This is a genomic window from Pseudomonas sp. B21-032, from assembly GCF_024748965.1.
GTDB lineage: Bacteria > Pseudomonadota > Gammaproteobacteria > Pseudomonadales > Pseudomonadaceae > Aquipseudomonas.
On the sequence record NZ_CP087180.1, the window covers coordinates 1239361 to 1254277 of the forward strand.

At 65.3% G+C, this 14917-nt stretch carries 13 protein-coding genes; 8 read left to right on the top strand and 5 right to left on the bottom strand.

Annotated features, from left to right (window positions below; translation table 11 throughout):
- Position 1 precedes the first annotated feature (1 nt).
- The 5 genes from LOY54_RS05600 to ydcS form a co-directional block, all read right to left on the bottom strand.
- Complete coding sequence (locus LOY54_RS05600) at positions 2-1426, bottom strand: gamma-aminobutyraldehyde dehydrogenase (protein ID WP_258609730.1); 1425 nt, start codon at positions 1424-1426, stop codon at positions 2-4.
- Between the two features lie 18 nt (positions 1427-1444).
- Positions 1445-2251, bottom strand: a complete 807-nt coding sequence (locus LOY54_RS05605; RefSeq protein ID WP_258609732.1) for an ABC transporter permease — start codon at positions 2249-2251, stop codon at positions 1445-1447.
- The gene (locus LOY54_RS05610; protein ID WP_258609734.1) at positions 2241-3179 is read right to left on the bottom strand and encodes an ABC transporter permease; all 939 of its coding nucleotides are present in this window, start codon (positions 3177-3179) and stop codon (positions 2241-2243) included. Before LOY54_RS05610 ends, LOY54_RS05605 begins: the two co-directional genes overlap by 11 nt.
- A 1-nt stretch (position 3180) precedes the next feature.
- Positions 3181-4221: an ABC transporter ATP-binding protein gene (locus LOY54_RS05615; protein ID WP_258609736.1), complete on the bottom strand. Its 1041-nt coding sequence runs from the start codon at positions 4219-4221 to the stop codon at positions 3181-3183.
- A 72-nt stretch (positions 4222-4293) separates the two neighbouring features.
- Positions 4294-5445, bottom strand: coding sequence for a putative ABC transporter substrate-binding protein YdcS (ydcS, locus tag LOY54_RS05620; protein WP_258609738.1), 1152 nt, complete (start codon positions 5443-5445; stop codon positions 4294-4296).
- 152 nt (positions 5446-5597) lie between these two features.
- On the opposite strand from ydcS, the gene LOY54_RS05625 reads away from it, so the two are divergent.
- The 8 genes from LOY54_RS05625 (at position 5598) to LOY54_RS05660 (ending at position 14889) form a co-directional block, all read left to right on the top strand.
- Positions 5598-6317, top strand: a complete 720-nt coding sequence (locus tag LOY54_RS05625; RefSeq protein ID WP_258609740.1) for a tellurite resistance TerB family protein — start codon at positions 5598-5600, stop codon at positions 6315-6317.
- A 130-nt stretch (positions 6318-6447) separates the two neighbouring features.
- Complete coding sequence (locus LOY54_RS05630) at positions 6448-8070, top strand: methyl-accepting chemotaxis protein (RefSeq protein ID WP_045193679.1); 1623 nt, start codon at positions 6448-6450, stop codon at positions 8068-8070.
- A gap of 7 nt (positions 8071-8077) precedes the next feature.
- Positions 8078-8608, top strand: a complete 531-nt coding sequence (locus tag LOY54_RS05635) for a chemotaxis protein CheW (protein ID WP_045193678.1) — start codon at positions 8078-8080, stop codon at positions 8606-8608.
- A complete protein-coding gene (locus LOY54_RS05640; protein WP_258609742.1) occupies positions 8605-9879 on the top strand; it encodes a CheR family methyltransferase in 1275 nt (424 codons plus the stop codon). The genes LOY54_RS05635 and LOY54_RS05640 overlap by 4 nt, the downstream gene beginning before the upstream one ends.
- A complete protein-coding gene (locus tag LOY54_RS05645; protein ID WP_045193675.1) occupies positions 9876-10541 on the top strand; it encodes a chemotaxis protein CheW in 666 nt (221 codons plus the stop codon). The genes LOY54_RS05640 and LOY54_RS05645 overlap by 4 nt, the downstream gene beginning before the upstream one ends.
- Entirely contained in the window at positions 10538-12823 is a 2286-nt protein-coding gene (locus LOY54_RS05650) for a hybrid sensor histidine kinase/response regulator (protein WP_045193674.1), read from the top strand. The genes LOY54_RS05645 and LOY54_RS05650 overlap by 4 nt, the downstream gene beginning before the upstream one ends.
- A complete protein-coding gene (locus LOY54_RS05655; RefSeq protein WP_045193672.1) occupies positions 12820-13833 on the top strand; it encodes a chemotaxis response regulator protein-glutamate methylesterase in 1014 nt (337 codons plus the stop codon). The genes LOY54_RS05650 and LOY54_RS05655 overlap by 4 nt, the downstream gene beginning before the upstream one ends.
- 51 nt (positions 13834-13884) lie before the next feature.
- A complete protein-coding gene (locus LOY54_RS05660) occupies positions 13885-14889 on the top strand; it encodes a PleD family two-component system response regulator (RefSeq protein ID WP_045193671.1) in 1005 nt (334 codons plus the stop codon).
- Positions 14890-14917 lie beyond the last annotated feature (28 nt).

Sequence of the window (14917 nt, forward strand, 5' to 3'; positions counted from 1 at the left end):
CTTAATGTTTGAACATCACATGTCGGACGCAGGTGTAGTCCTCCAGCCCGTACATGGACATATCCTTGCCATAGCCAGACAGTTTCTGACCGCCATGGGGCATTTCGCTGACCAGCATAAAGTGCGTGTTGACCCAGGTACAGCCGTACTGCAGGCGCGCCGAAACGCGGTGGGCACGGCCGACGTCGGCGGTCCACAGCGACGACGCCAGGCCGTAGTCGGAATCGTTGGCCCAGGCCAGGGCCTGCGCTTCATCGTCGAAACGGGTCACCGAGACCACCGGCCCGAACACCTCGCGGCGGACGATCTCGTCATCCTGCTGGGCATCGGCCAGCACCGTAGGTTCGAAAAAGAAACCGTCACCGGCCACCGCCTTGCCACCGGTGACCAGGCGAATATGCGGCTGGGCAATCGCCCGTTCGACCATGGCCGCCACCCGGTCGCGGTGCTGGGCGGTGATCAGCGGGCCGAGCTCGGTGTTCGGGTCGTTCTGCAGGCCATGCTTGATGCTGGCCACGGCCTTGCCGAGCTTTTCGACGAACTGCTCGTAGATGCCGCTCTGGGCATAGATGCGGCAGGCGGCGGTGCAGTCCTGGCCGGCATTGTAGAAGCCGAAGGTGCGGATGCCGTCGACCGCGGCGTCGATATCGGCATCATCAAAAATGATCACCGGGGCCTTGCCGCCCAGTTCCATGTGCATGCGCTTCACGCTGTCGGCGGTGCTAGCGATGATGTTGGCGCCGGTTGGGATCGAGCCGGTCAGCGACACCATGCGCACTTTCGGGTGGGTTACCAGCGGCGTGCCGACGCTCGGCCCGCGGCCGAAAAGAATGTTCAGCACGCCGGCCGGCAACAGCTCGCTGGCAAGTTCTGCCAGGCGCAGCGCTGTCAGCGGCGTTTGCTCCGACGGCTTGAGCACCACGGTGTTGCCGGCGGCCAGCGCCGGGGCGATCTTCCAGGCAACCATCATCAGCGGGTAGTTCCACGGCGCGATCGAGGCGACCACGCCCAGCGGGTCGCGACGGGTCATCGAGGTATGCCCCGGCAAATATTCACCGGCAGCCGAGCCGCCCAGACAGCGGCTGGCGCCGGCAAAAAAGCGGAACACATCGGCGATCGCCGGGATCTCGTCATTGAGCGCAGCGGCATAGGGCTTGCCGCAGTTGTCCGACTCCAGGCGGGCCAGCTCTTCGCCGTGGGCCTCGATGGCGTCGGCAAGTTTGAGCAGCAACAGCGAACGCTCTTTGGGCGTGGTCTGCGACCAGCTGTCGAAGGCACGGTCGGCGGCGCGCACGGCAGCATCGACCTGGGCCTCGCTGGCCTCGTTGACTTCCACCAGCACGCTGCCCAGCGCCGGGTTGAGCACCGCGTAGCCTGCGCCTTCGCCGTCCACCAGTTGGCCGTTGATCAACAGTCGGGTTTGCATGGTCCAGTCCTCCAGGAGTTATTTGCCGCTGCCGGCTACGCTTTCGCCGCCGCGGGTCAGGTAAAAGGCGCCGAGGATCGGCAGCATGGTCACCAGCATCACCAACATGGCCACTACGTTGGTGACCGGCACATCGCGCGGCCGGCTTAACTGGTTGAGCAGCCAGATTGGCAGGGTGCGCTCGTGGCCAGCGGTGAAGGTGGTGACGATGATTTCATCGAACGACAAGGCAAAGGCCAGCATGCCGCCGGCCAGCAGTGCCGAGCCGAGGTTGGGCAAAACGATGTAGCGAAAGGTCTGCCAGCCGTCGGCGCCCAGGTCCATCGACGCCTCGATCAGGCTCTGCGAGGTGCGCCGCAGGCGGGCGATGACGTTGTTGTAGACGATCACCACGCAAAAGGTCGCGTGGCCGACGACGATGGTGAAAATGCCCGGCTCGATCCCCAGGGTCTTGAATGCCGAGAGCAGGGCGATGCCGGTGATGATCCCGGGCAGGGCGATGGGCAAAATCAGCATCAGCGAGATGCTCTCCTTGCCGAAAAAGCTGCGCCGGTACAGCGCCGCCGAGGCCAGGGTGCCGAGCACCAGGGCGATAAGCGTCGCCAGGCAGGCGACCTGCAGCGACAGTTTGATCGACTCCAGCACGTCCGGGCGCGCAAACGCCACGCTGAACCACTTCAGGGTCAAGCCCTGGGGCGGAAAGCTGAAGGCGGCGTCCTCGGTGTTGAAGGCATAGAGGAAGATGATCAGGATCGGGAAGTGCAGGAACACCAGCCCGCCCCAGGCCGCCAGGCGCAGGCCGATCGAGGCGCGTTCAGAGTGCATCGAAGGCCCCCAGGCGTTTGACTATGGTCAGGTACACGGCAATCAGCACGATCGGCACCAGGGTAAAGGCGGCAGCCATGGGCATGTTGCCGATGGCGCCCTGCTGGGCATAGACCATGCTGCCAATGAAGTAGCCGGGCGGGCCGACCAGTTGCGGGACGATAAAGTCGCCCAGGGTCAGCGAGAAGGTGAAGATCGAGCCTGCGGCTATGCCAGGTACCGACAGCGGCAGGATTACCTGCATGAAGGTCTGCCGCGGCCGCGCGCCAAGGTCTGCCGAGGCTTGCAGCAGTGATGGCGGCAGGCGTTCCAGTGAAGCCTGGATCGGCAGGATCATGAACGGCAGCCAGATGTACACGAACACCAGGAAGCGCCCCAGGTGCGAGGTCGACAGGGTGCTGCCGCCGACCCCGGGAATAGCGAGGATGAACTGCAGCACCGGCCCCAGGTTGAGTTGCTGGACGAACCACTGGGCCACGCCGCCCTTGGCCAGCAGCAGGGTCCAGGCGTAGGCCTTGACGATGTAGCTGGCCCACATCGGCATCATCACCGCGATATAAAAGAACGCTTTGGTCTTGCCGCTGGTGTAGCGGGCCATGTAGTAGGCGATGGGGAAGGCCAGCACGGCGCTAGCCAGCGACACGGCGATGGCCATGCCCAGGGTGCGCAGGATGATGTCGAAGTTCGATGGGTTGAACAGCGCAGCGAAGTTGCCCAGGGTCAGGTCAGGGGTGACCGCCATGGTGAAGTCGTCGAAGGTGTAGAAACCCTGCCACAGCAGGCTCAGCAGCGACCCCAGATAGATCGCGCCAAACCACAGCAGCGGCGGCACCAGCAGCAGCGCCAGGTACAGGTTGGGGCGCCGGTAGAGCAGGGTAGAGAAGCGCCGCATGACGCCCGGCGCGCTGTTTGCCAATACCTGGGTCATTTCAGTGGCCCTCGCCGGGCACGGTTTCCTGCAACGCCGTCATCGCCTCGCGGGCCCAGCGTGCCTGCAGGCGCTGGCCGGGCTGCCAGGGCGCGGCGTGTTCCTGCCACTGGTTGTTGGCCTGGCTGATGCTCAGCAACTGGCCGTTGTCCAGCTGCAGCTCGTAGCGGGTGGCGCTGCCCTGGTACTGGATATCGTGGAGCAGGCCGCTGACCTGGATTTCGTTGCTGGCCGCCGGCTGGTCGCCAAGGCGGATGTGTTCCGGGCGGATCGAGAACGGCAGCTGGCTGCCATTGAGCTGCTGCGCCAATGCGCCGCGCAGCACATTCGAGGTGCCGACGAACTCGGCGACGAAAGTGGTCGCCGGCTTCATGTACAGGTTGCGTGGAGTGTCGACCTGCTCGATGCGGCCGCGGTTGAACACCGCGACGCGGTCCGACATCGACAGCGCCTCGGTCTGGTCATGGGTGACAAAGATGAAGGTGATGCCCAATTGGCGCTGCAGCTTTTTCAGCTCGCCCTGCATTTGCTCGCGCAGTTTCAGGTCCAGCGCTCCCAGCGGTTCATCGAGCAGCAGCACCCGCGGGCGATTGACCAGCGCCCGCGCCAGGGCCACGCGCTGGCGCTGGCCGCCAGACAGTTGCACCGGCTTGCGCTGGCCATAGCCGCCCAGGGCAACCATGGCCAGGGCCTCTTCGGCGCGGGCATGGCGTTCGGCCTTGGCCACGCCCTTGACCTTGAGGCCATAGGCGACGTTGTCGCGCACGTTCATGTGCGGGAACAGCGCGTAGTCCTGGAACACCGTGTTGACGTCGCGCTGGTAAGGCGGCAACCCCGCCGCCTCTTCACCGTGGATGCGGATCGACCCGGCACTGGGTTGCTCGAAGCCTGCAATCAGGCGCAGGCAGGTGGTCTTGCCCGACCCCGAGGGGCCGAGCATCGAGAAGAACTCACCGTCGTGGATGTCGATCGACACCTGGTCAACCGCCCTGACCTCGCCAAAGGTGCGCGAGACATTGGTGAACTGCACTGCAAGGGTCATGGTGCGAAGCTCCAGCAAGAGGGAGCAAGCCCGCGTCTTCAGGTGGGAGCGGGCTTGCCCCGCGACAGGGCCCTAACGGCCGCCCATGATCGCAATATAGTCCTGGGTCCAGCGGCTATAGGGCACGAACTTGCCCCCTTCGGCCTGCGGGGTCTTCCAGAAGGCGATCTTGTCGAACTGGTCGAAACCATTGGTCTTGCAGCCCTCGGCGCCGAGCAGTTCGCTGGCGCTGCAGGCCGCCGGCACCGCGGGCAGCGAGCCGAACCAGGCCGCTACGTCGCCCTGGACCTTGGGCTGCAGCGACCAGTCCATCCACTTGTAGGCGCAGTTGGGGTGCTTGGCCTCGCTGTGCAGCATGGTGGTGTCGGCCCAGCCGGTGGCGCCTTCCTTGGGAATGGTCGAGGCCACCGGCTGTTTGTCGGCTTGCAGGCCGTTGACCATGTAGCCCCAGGAACTGGAGGCGACCACGCCCTCGTTCTTGACGTCACTCATCTGCACCGTGGCATCGTGCCAGTAACGGTGGATCAGCGGCTGTTGCTGGCGCAGCAGGTCGAGCACCGCTTGGTACTGGGTTTCGTTCAGTTCATAGGGGTTGTGGATGCCCAGTTCAGGTTTGGCCGACTTCAGGTACAGCGCCGCATCGGCGATGTAGATCGGCCCGTCGTAGGCCTGCACCCGGCCCTTGTTGGGCTTGCCGTCGGGCAGTTGCTGCGGCTCGAAAACCACGCTCCAGCTGGTCGGCGCCTGCTTGAACACCTCGGTGTTGTACAGCAGCACGTTCGGACCCCATTGGTAGGGCGTGCCGTACACCTGTTGGTTGACCACGTACCAGGCGCCGTCCTTGAGCCGCGGGTCGAGGTTCTTCCAGTTGGGGATCAGCGCGGTATTGATCGGCTGCACGCGCTTGCCGGCGATCAGGCGCAGCGAGGCGTCACCGGAGGCGGTGACCAGGTCGTAACCGCCCTTGGTCATCAGGCTGACCATCTCGTCGGAGGTGGCGGCGGTCTTGACGCTGACCTTGCAGCCGGTTTCCTTCTCGAAGCCGGTCACCCAGTCGTAGGCCTTGTCGCTTTCACCGCGCTCGATGTAACCCGGCCAGGCGACGATATCCAGCTGGCCTTCGCCGGCGCCCACGGCTTTCAGGGGCTCGGCGGCCTGCAGGCTGGCGCTGGCCAGCAGGGCGGTGCTCAGGGCGCAGAGCGTGGCGGTCTTGTGCACGAACATGGTGTTCCCTCTTGTTGGAATTATCTCGGGGCGGTGAAAGTGCAGGTATAGCTGGTTTAAGCGTAGGCAACATCTGGAAGCAAATGCATTCAGCTTCGCTTCAGCCTGCGGCAGTACTCTTTGGGCTTCTTTCCTCCCCATGGAGATGCCCCATGAACACCCGCGGCTTGCTTGATCAACTGCTCAAATCCGGCCAGGACCTGCTGCAGAACCAGGGCGGCAAAAGCCCTGCCGGCAAATCCGGCGGCCTTGGCGACCTGCTCGGCGGCAAGGGCGGTGGTGGCCTGGGCAGCCTGCTCTCCGGTGCCGGCGGCGGTGCCCTGGCGGCAGGGGCGATGGGCTTGCTGCTGGGCAACAAAAAGGCTCGCAAGTACGGCGGCAAGGCCCTGACCTACGGCGGCCTGGCGGCCCTCGGGGTGATCGCCTACAAGGCCTACGGCAACTGGCAGGCCAAGCAGGGCACTGCGGTGCAGGGTGAGCCGCAAACCCTCGACCGCCTGCCGCCGGCCCAGGTCGAGCAGCACAGCCAGGCGATCCTCAAGGCGCTGGTGGCAGCGGCCAAGTCCGATGGCCATGTCGATGACCGCGAGCGGGCGCTGATCGAGGGCGAATTCGTCAAGCTGTCCAGCGACCAGGAACTGCAACACTGGCTGCACGCCGAGCTGAACAAACCGCTGGACCCGGCCGACGTCGCCCGCGCCGCCAGCACCCCGGAAATGGCCGCCGAAATGTACATCGCCAGTGTCATGCTGGTGGACGAGGAGCATTTCATGGAGCGCGCCTACCTGGACGAACTGGCGCGCCAGCTCAAGCTTGACCCGGCGCTCAAGAGCGAGCTGGAAAACCAGGTAAAACGTGCTGCCAGTCAATGAAACCGGGCTAATGGCCAGTATCTAGCCCGTTTGGCCCGATCCAGCCGTTAAGTCAGCCGCAAAAGCGCGCAGCCGCTGGGCTATACTCTGCCCATTTTTCCTGCTCGCGTAGAACACTTGAGGGCTGACTGTGAAAAACTGGACCTTGCGCCAACGGATCCTGGCGAGCTTCGCCGTGATTATCGCCATCATGTCGCTGATGGTGGTCGCTGCCTATTCGCGACTGGTGGCCATAGAGTCCGGCGAGGAAGCGGTGCGAACCGACAGCATCCCCGGGGTCTACTACAGCTCCATGATCCGCAGCGCCTGGGTCGACAGCTATGTACTGACCCAGCAGCTGGTGGGCCTGAGCGACCACCGCGAGCTCACCTCGGCCGACATGGAGCTGTACAAGGGCTTTGAAGAGCGCCTCAAACAGCACATGGCCAGCTACCAGGCGACCATTCGCGAGAAGGACGACCAGGCCAGCTTCGACCAGTTCGGCCAGCTCGAAGCGGGCTACCTGAAAGCGGTGGATAGCGTCCTGGAGGCCTACCGCAAGAAGGATTACCCCGAAGCCCAGCGCCTGCTCGCCGAGGTGCTGACCCCGGCCTGGGTCGATGGCCGCAAGCACCTGAACGGGGTGATCGAGCGCAACCGTCATTCGGCCGAATCCGCCACCGACTCCATCGTCAGCGCCGTGGCCACGGCCAAGTTCAGCATGATCGTCTCGCTGTTGCTGGCCATCGTTGCCGCAACCATCTGCGGCCTGGTGCTGATGCGCGCCATCACCGCACCGATGCAGCGTATCGTCCATGCCCTGGACAAGCTCAGCGGCGGCGACCTCAGCGTGCGCCTGAACCTGGACCGCAAGGATGAGTTCGGCGCGGTGGAAACCGGCTTCAACGAAATGATGGGCGAACTGACCAACCTGGTGTCCCAGGCCCAGCGCTCCTCCGTGCAGGTCACCACTTCGGTGACCGAGATTGCCGCCACCTCCAAGCAGCAACAGGCCACCGCCACCGAGACCGCCGCCACCACCACCGAAATCGGCGCCACTTCGCGGGAAATCGCCGCGACTTCCCGCGACCTGGTGCGGACCATGACCGAAGTGACCTCGGCCGCCGACCAGGCTTCGATCCTGGCCGGCTCTGGCCAGCAGGGCCTGGCGCGCATGGAAGAGACCATGCACCAGGTGATGGGCGCGGCCGATCTGGTCAACAACAAGCTGGCGATCCTCAACGAGAAGGCCGGCAACATCAACCAGGTGGTGGTGACCATCGTCAAGGTCGCCGACCAGACCAACCTGCTGTCGCTCAACGCCGCCATCGAGGCGGAAAAAGCCGGTGAATACGGCCGCGGTTTCGCCGTGGTCGCCACTGAAGTGCGGCGCCTGGCCGACCAGACTGCCGTGGCCACCTACGACATCGAGCAGATGGTTCGCGAGATCCAGTCGGCGGTGTCGGCCGGGGTCATGGGCATGGACAAGTTCTCCGAAGAAGTGCGCCGCGGCATGTTCGAGGTGCAGCAGGTCGGCGAGCAACTGACCCAGATCATTCACCAGGTCCAGGCCCTGGCGCCGCGGGTGTTGATGGTCAATGAAGGCATGCAGGCCCAGGCCACCGGCGCCGAACAGATCAACCATGCCCTGGCGCAGTTGGGCGATGCCAGCAGCCAGACGGTCGAATCGTTGCGCCAGGCCAGCTTTGCCATTGACGAACTGAGCCAGGTGGCCACCGGCCTGCGTGGCGGCGTGTCGCGGTTCAAAGTCTGACCTGCCGATGAACGACCTTCAGCCTCGCCGCAATCAGGATGCGGCCTCCCACGGCACCCTGTACCTGGTGTTTCGCATCGGCGACCAGCGCTTTGCCCTGGACGCCCATGAGGTCGCCGAAGTGCTGCCGCGCTTGCCGCTCAAGCCCATTGCCCAGACCCCGGCCTGGGTGGCCGGGGTGCTGGCGCATCGAGGCGCGCTGGTACCGGTGATCGACGTCGGCGCCTTGAGCTTCGGTTTGCCGGCGCCGGTGCGCACCAGCACGCGCCTGGTCCTGGTGCACTACCGTGCCGACCCGTTGCGCCCGCACTTGCGGCTGGGGCTGATCCTCGAACAGGCCACCGATACCCTGCGTTGCGACCCCGCCGAGTTCCAGCCCTATGGCCTGGACAACCAGCAGGCGCCGTACCTGGGGCCGGTGCGCGAGGATGCCCACGGTTTGCTGCAGTGCATCGGTGTGCAGGACCTGCTCAGCGCCGAGGTGCGCCAGCTGCTGTTCCCGCCTGAGCTGGCGGCGAGCGACGAGGGCCTGGCATGAGTGGCGAACAGCGCTTCTTTCGCTTTTTGCAGGATCGGATCGGTCTGGATGTCGCCTCGGTCGGCGCAGCGATGGTCGAGCGCGCCTTGCGTCAGCGCTGCGCCACCCTCGAAGCCCGCGACCTGGATGACTATTGGCTGCGCCTGCAGCAGTCGAGCCAGGAGCAGCAGGCGCTGATCGAGGCGGTGATCGTCCCGGAAACCTGGTTCTTCCGTTATCCGGAGTCGTTCAACGCCCTGGTGACCCTGGCGCGCAAACGCCTGGCCGAGCTCGGTGGCATGCGTCCGCTGCGCATCCTCAGCCTGCCGTGCTCGACCGGCGAAGAGCCGTACTCGATTGCCATGGCCCTGCTCGACGGCGGCTTTGCCGGGCACAGCTTTCGCGTCGACGCCATGGACATCAGCCCCAATTCGATTGATCGCGCCGAACAGGCGCTGTACGGGCGTAACTCGTTCCGTGGCTCGCACCTGGACTTTCGCGAGCGGCACTTCAGCGACAGCGACGAAGGCCAGCGCCTCGACGAGCGGGTTCGCCAGCAGGTCAAGCTGCAGGTCGGCAATGTCCTGGATCCGGCGCTCAAGGCTCGGGAGGGCAGTTACGATTTCGTGTTCTGCCGCAACCTGCTGATCTATTTCGACGTCCCCACCCAGCAGCGGGTGTTCGAGGTGCTCAAAAGCCTGATCCATGAGCAAGGTGTGCTGTTCATCGGCCCGGCCGAAGGCAGCCTGCTGGCGCGCATGGGCATGCGCCCGGTGGGCATTGCCCAATCCTTTGCCTACGTACGCCAGGCTGAAATGCAGCCGACGCCGCCGAGCAAGCCGTTGGCGATCCCTTTGCCGTTGACAGTGCCAGTGACGGCGGCCAGCGTGCCGCGCCCGGCGTCGGCGCCGCTGACGGTGCGCAAGCTCAAGCCGATTGCGCCGCCGCCGGCGAAGCCCGCCGCGCAGGATGCGGCCAGCCAATTGCTGGCGCAGATCGCCCAACTGGCCAATGCCGGTAGCAGCACCGAGGCCCAGGCCGCGTGTACCCGTTACCTGCAGCAGTATCCGCCCACTGCCCAGGTGTTCTACTGGCTGGGCTTGCTCAGTGATACCGCCGGCGACAGCGGCGAAGCCCTGAGCCATTACCGCAAGGCGCTGTACCTTGACCCCCAGCATCCGGAGGCACTGGTGCACCTGGCCGCGCTGCTGGCTTCGCAAGGTGATGTCGCAGGCGCCCGGCGCCTGCAGGAACGGGCCGCACGGCGCGCTGACCGGGAGTCTGAGCAATGATGGGTGACAACGACGTGCAACTGGTCGCCAGTGACGCCGCCAGCATCGACGATTGCTGGAACCGTATCGGCGTACACGGCGACAAGAGCTGCCCGCTGCTTGATGAACATATTCACTGCCGCAACTGCGACGTCTATGCCGCTGCAGCGACGCGCCTGCTGGACCGCTATTCGTTGTCTCAGGAAGCCCACGAGCAGAGCGAGGCGCCTGAGCAAGCCAGCAGTGGCCGCTCATTGCTGCTGTTTCGCCTGGGCGAGGAGTGGCTGGCGCTGGCCACCCGCTGCCTGGTCGAGGTTGCGCCGCTGCAGCAGGTGCATTCCCTGCCACACCAGCGCTCGCGGGTGCTGCATGGCGTGGCCAATGTACGTGGCGCGCTGGTGCCCTGCCTGTCGCTGGGCGACCTGCTCGGCCTTGAAACCCAGGGTTCGGCGCCAACCTCGGCGCGGATCATGCCGCGCATGCTGATCATCGCCGCTGCCGGCGGCTCGGTGGTGGTCCAGGTCGATGAAGTGGACGGCATCCATGCTCTGGACCCCGTCCGTCTGGGGGCCGAGCAGGGCGAAACGCGTTTTACCGCAGCGGTGCTGCAATGGCGCGGACGCAGTGTTCGCGTGCTGGATGAAGACCAAGTGCTGTCTGCCGTGAACCGGAGCCTGTCATGACCCCAGAGCAAATGCGCGACGCCTCGTTGCTCGAGCTGTTCAGCCTGGAGGCCGAAGCCCAGACCCAGGTGCTCAGTGCCGGGCTGCTGGCGCTGGAGCGCAACCCGACCCAGGCCGACCAGCTTGAAGCGTGCATGCGCGCAGCCCATTCGCTCAAGGGCGCGGCGCGGATTGTCGGCGTCGATGCCGGGGTCAGCGTCGCCCATGTCATGGAAGACTGCCTGGTCGGCGCCCAGGAAGGCCGCTTGCTGCTGCGCCCGGAGCACATCGATGCGCTGTTGCAGGGCACCGACCTGCTGATGCGCATCGCCACTCCGGGCGATGCCAGTATCGACGCCGCGGTGCAGACCTTTCTGGTGCAGATGGCCGCGTTGCTCGACCCAGGTGCACCAGCAGCGCCTGCGATCGCAGCGCCGCCATTGCCGGAACCCGAGCCCGAACCCGAACCACTGGCGGTCGAGCTGCCAAGCGTTGACCCCGAGCCCGAGGTTGAAGCCGCGCCGGTGCGCAGCGGCAAACGCACGACCGAGGGCGGTGAGCGGGTCTTGCGGGTCACGGCTGAGCGCCTGAACAGCCTGCTCGACCTGTCGAGCAAATCGCTGGTCGAAACCCAGCGGCTCAAGCCTTACCTGGCCACCCTGCAGCGCCTCAAGCGCATGCACGGGCAAAGCATCCGTGCCCTCGACGGCCTCAAGCAGCAACTGGAAAGCAGCGGCCAGAGCGCCGAAGTCCAGGACGCTTTGGCCCAGGCCCAGCGTCTGCTCGGTGAGACCCAGCAAATTCTGTTGCAGCAAGCCTCCGATCTCGATGAGTTCGGCTGGCAGGCCAGCCAGCGCGCGCAGCTGCTGTACGACACTGCACTGGCCTGTCGCATGCGTCCGTTTGCCGATGTGCTGACCGGGCAAAGCCGCATGGTCCGTGACCTTGGTCGCTCGCTGGGCAAGCAGGTGCGCCTGGACATCGACGGCGAGAAGACCCAGGTCGACCGCGACGTACTGGAAAAGCTCGAAGCGCCCTTGACCCACCTGCTACGCAATGCCGTCGATCACGGTATCGAATCGCCCGAGCGGCGCCTGGTGGCCGGCAAGCCCCTGGAAGGGCAGATCCGCCTGCGTGCCTCGCACCAGGCCGGCCTGCTGGTGCTTGAGATCAGCGACGATGGCGGCGGCGTCGACTTGGCACACTTGCGCCAGAGCATCGTCGAGCGCCAGTTGTCACCGGCCGAAACCGTGGCGCAGATGAGCGAGGCCGAGCTGCTGACCTTCCTGTTTTTGCCCGGTTTCAGCCTGCGTGACCGGGTTACCGAGGTGTCCGGGCGCGGTGTCGGCCTGGACGCCGTGCAGCACATGGTTCGCCAGTTGCGCGGCTCGATCGAGCTGACCCAGACCAGCGGCCAGGGCAGTTGCTTTCACCTCGAAGTGCCGCTGACCCTGTCGGTGGTGCGCAGCCTGGTGGTTGAGGTTGGCGCCGAAGCCTATGCCTTCCCGCTGGCACATATCGAACGCACCCTGGAGCTGCCGGCCGAGGCCATCGTGCAGATCGAGGGCCGCCAGCATTTCTGGCATGAGGGCCGGCATATCGGCCTGGTCGCGGCCAGTCAGTTGCTCAACCGTCCGCCAAGCCAGGGCGAAGGGCAGAGCATCAAGGTGGTGGTGATTCGCGAGCGCGACATGCTCTACGGCGTGGCGGTCGAGCGCCTGATCGGCGAACGGGTGCTGGTGGTGATGCCGCTGGATGCGCGCCTGGGCAAGGTCCAGGATATTTCCGCCGGGGCTTTGCTCGACGACGGCGCGGTGGTGCTGATCATTGACGTCGAAGACCTGCTGCGTTCGGTGGAAAAACTCCTCAGCACCGGCCGCCTGGAGCGTATCGAGCGCGGCCAGCGCAGCGTGCGCGAGGCGGCGCGCAAGCGCGTGCTGGTGGTCGACGACTCGCTGACCGTGCGCGAACTGCAGCGCAAGCTGCTGAGCAACAAGGGCTATGAAGTGGCCGTTGCGGTCGACGGCATGGACGGCTGGAACGCCTTGCGCAGCGAAGACTTCGACCTGCTGATCACCGACATCGACATGCCGCGCATGGACGGTATCGAACTGGTCACGCTGCTGCGGCGCGACAGCCGCCTGCAATCGCTGCCGGTGATGGTGGTGTCGTACAAAGACCGCGAAGAAGATCGTCGCCGTGGACTGGACGCCGGGGCCGACTACTATTTGGCAAAGGCCAGTTTTCACGATGATGCCTTGCTCGACGCCGTCGTCGAGCTGATCGGGGGAGCGCAGGGATGAAAATCGCCATCGTCAACGATATGCCCATGGCCGTGGAGGCCTTGCGCCGGGCGTTGGCATTCGAACCGGCCCATCAGGTGATCTGGGTCGCCAGCAATGGCGCCGATGCGGTCAAGCTGTGTGCCGAGCAGTTACCGGACCTGATCCTCATGGATTTGATCATGCCGGTCATGGATGGCGTCGAGGCCACCCGGCGGATCATGGCCGAGACGCCGTGCGCCATCGTGATCGTCACCGTCGACCGCCAGCAGAACGTCCACCGGGTGTTTGAGGCCATGGGCCATGGCGCCCTCGACGTGGTCGATACTCCGGCCCTTGGCGCCGGCGATCCGCGTGAAGCGGCAGCGCCGCTGCTGCGCAAGATCCTCAATATCGGCTGGCTGATCGGCCAGCAGCGCAGCACCCCGACCCGGGCCATGGCCGCGCCGGTTCGAGAAGCCGCGCAGCGCCAGGGCCTGGTTGCCATTGGCTCTTCGGCGGGCGGCCCGGCGGCCCTGGAAGTGCTGCTCAAGGGCTTGCCGCGCAGTTTTCCGGCGGCCATCGTGCTGGTCCAGCACGTTGACCAGGTGTTCGCCGCCGGCATGGCCGAATGGCTCAGCAGCGCCTCGGGCCTGGCGGTGCGCCTGGCCAGCGAAGGCGAGCCGCCGCAACCGGGGCAGGTGCTGCTGGCCGGCACCAACCACCACATTCGCCTGCTCAAGAACGGCAACCTGGCCTATACCGCTGAGCCGGTAAACGAAATCTACCGGCCCTCGATCGACGTATTTTTTGAAAGCGTGGCCCGCTACTGGCGCGGCGACGCGGTCGGCGTACTGCTCACCGGCATGGGGCGCGATGGCGCCCAGGGCCTGAAGCTGATGCGCCAACAGGGCTTTCTGACCATCGCCCAGGATCAGCAGAGCAGCGCGGTGTACGGCATGCCCAAGGCAGCCGCCGCGATAGACGCCGCCGTCGAAATTCGCCCTCTGGAGCGAATCGCCGCGCGATTGATGGAAATTTTTCCAAAATGACGATATGTATTGAGCCACGCCGGCTGGCCGGCAGTGACCAGGTGACAGCGCATGAATGATTTACCGCTCGACGGTTTTCCGACCATGAATGAAAATTCGGCAATGGTCCTCTTGGTCGACGATCAGGCAATGATCGGCGAAGCGGTGCGGCGTGGCCTGGCTCACGAAGAGAACATCGATTTCCACTTCTGCGCCGACCCGCACCAGGCGGTGGCCCAGGCTGTGCGCATCAAGCCCACGGTGATTCTCCAGGACCTGATCATGCCCGGCCTCGACGGCCTGACCCTGGTGCGCGAATACCGCAACAACCCGGCCACCCAGGACATCCCGATCATCGTCCTGTCGACCAAGGAGGACCCGCTGGTCAAGAGCGCCGCCTTTGCCGCCGGGGCCAACGACTACCTGGTGAAGCTGCCGGACAACATCGAGCTGGTGGCGCGTATCCGCTACCACTCGCGCTCCTACCTGACCCTGCTGCAGCGCGACGAGGCCTACCGGGCCCTGCGCGTCAGCCAGCAGCAGTTGCTCGACACCAACCTGGTGCTGCAGCGGCTGATGAACTCCGACGGCCTCACGGGGCTTTCCAACCGTCGCCACTTCGACGAGTACCTGGAGCTGGAATGGCGCCGGGCCATGCGCGAACAGGCGCAGCTGTCGTTGCTGATGATCGATGTCGACTATTTCAAGTCGTTCAACGACACCTTCGGCCACCTGGCCGGTGACGAAGCGCTGCGCAAGGTCGCCGAAGCCATTCGCGCCTCCTGCGCCCGCCCCAGCGACCTGCCGGCCCGTTACGGTGGCGAGGAATTCGCCCTGGTGCTGCCCAACACCTCGCCGGGTGGCGCCCGCCTGGTGGCGGAAAAACTGCGCCAGACCGTCGCGGCCATGAACATCGCCCACACCATGCCCAACGCCGACTCGGTGCTCACCGTGAGTATCGGCCTGGCGACCCTTACCCCGGGCATCGGCAGCCATTGCCGACAACTGATTTCGGCAGCGGACAAAGGCCTGTACCTGGCCAAGAACAACGGCCGTAACCAGGTCGGGGTGGATTGACGGTAGCTACAAGCGGCAAGCTTCAAGC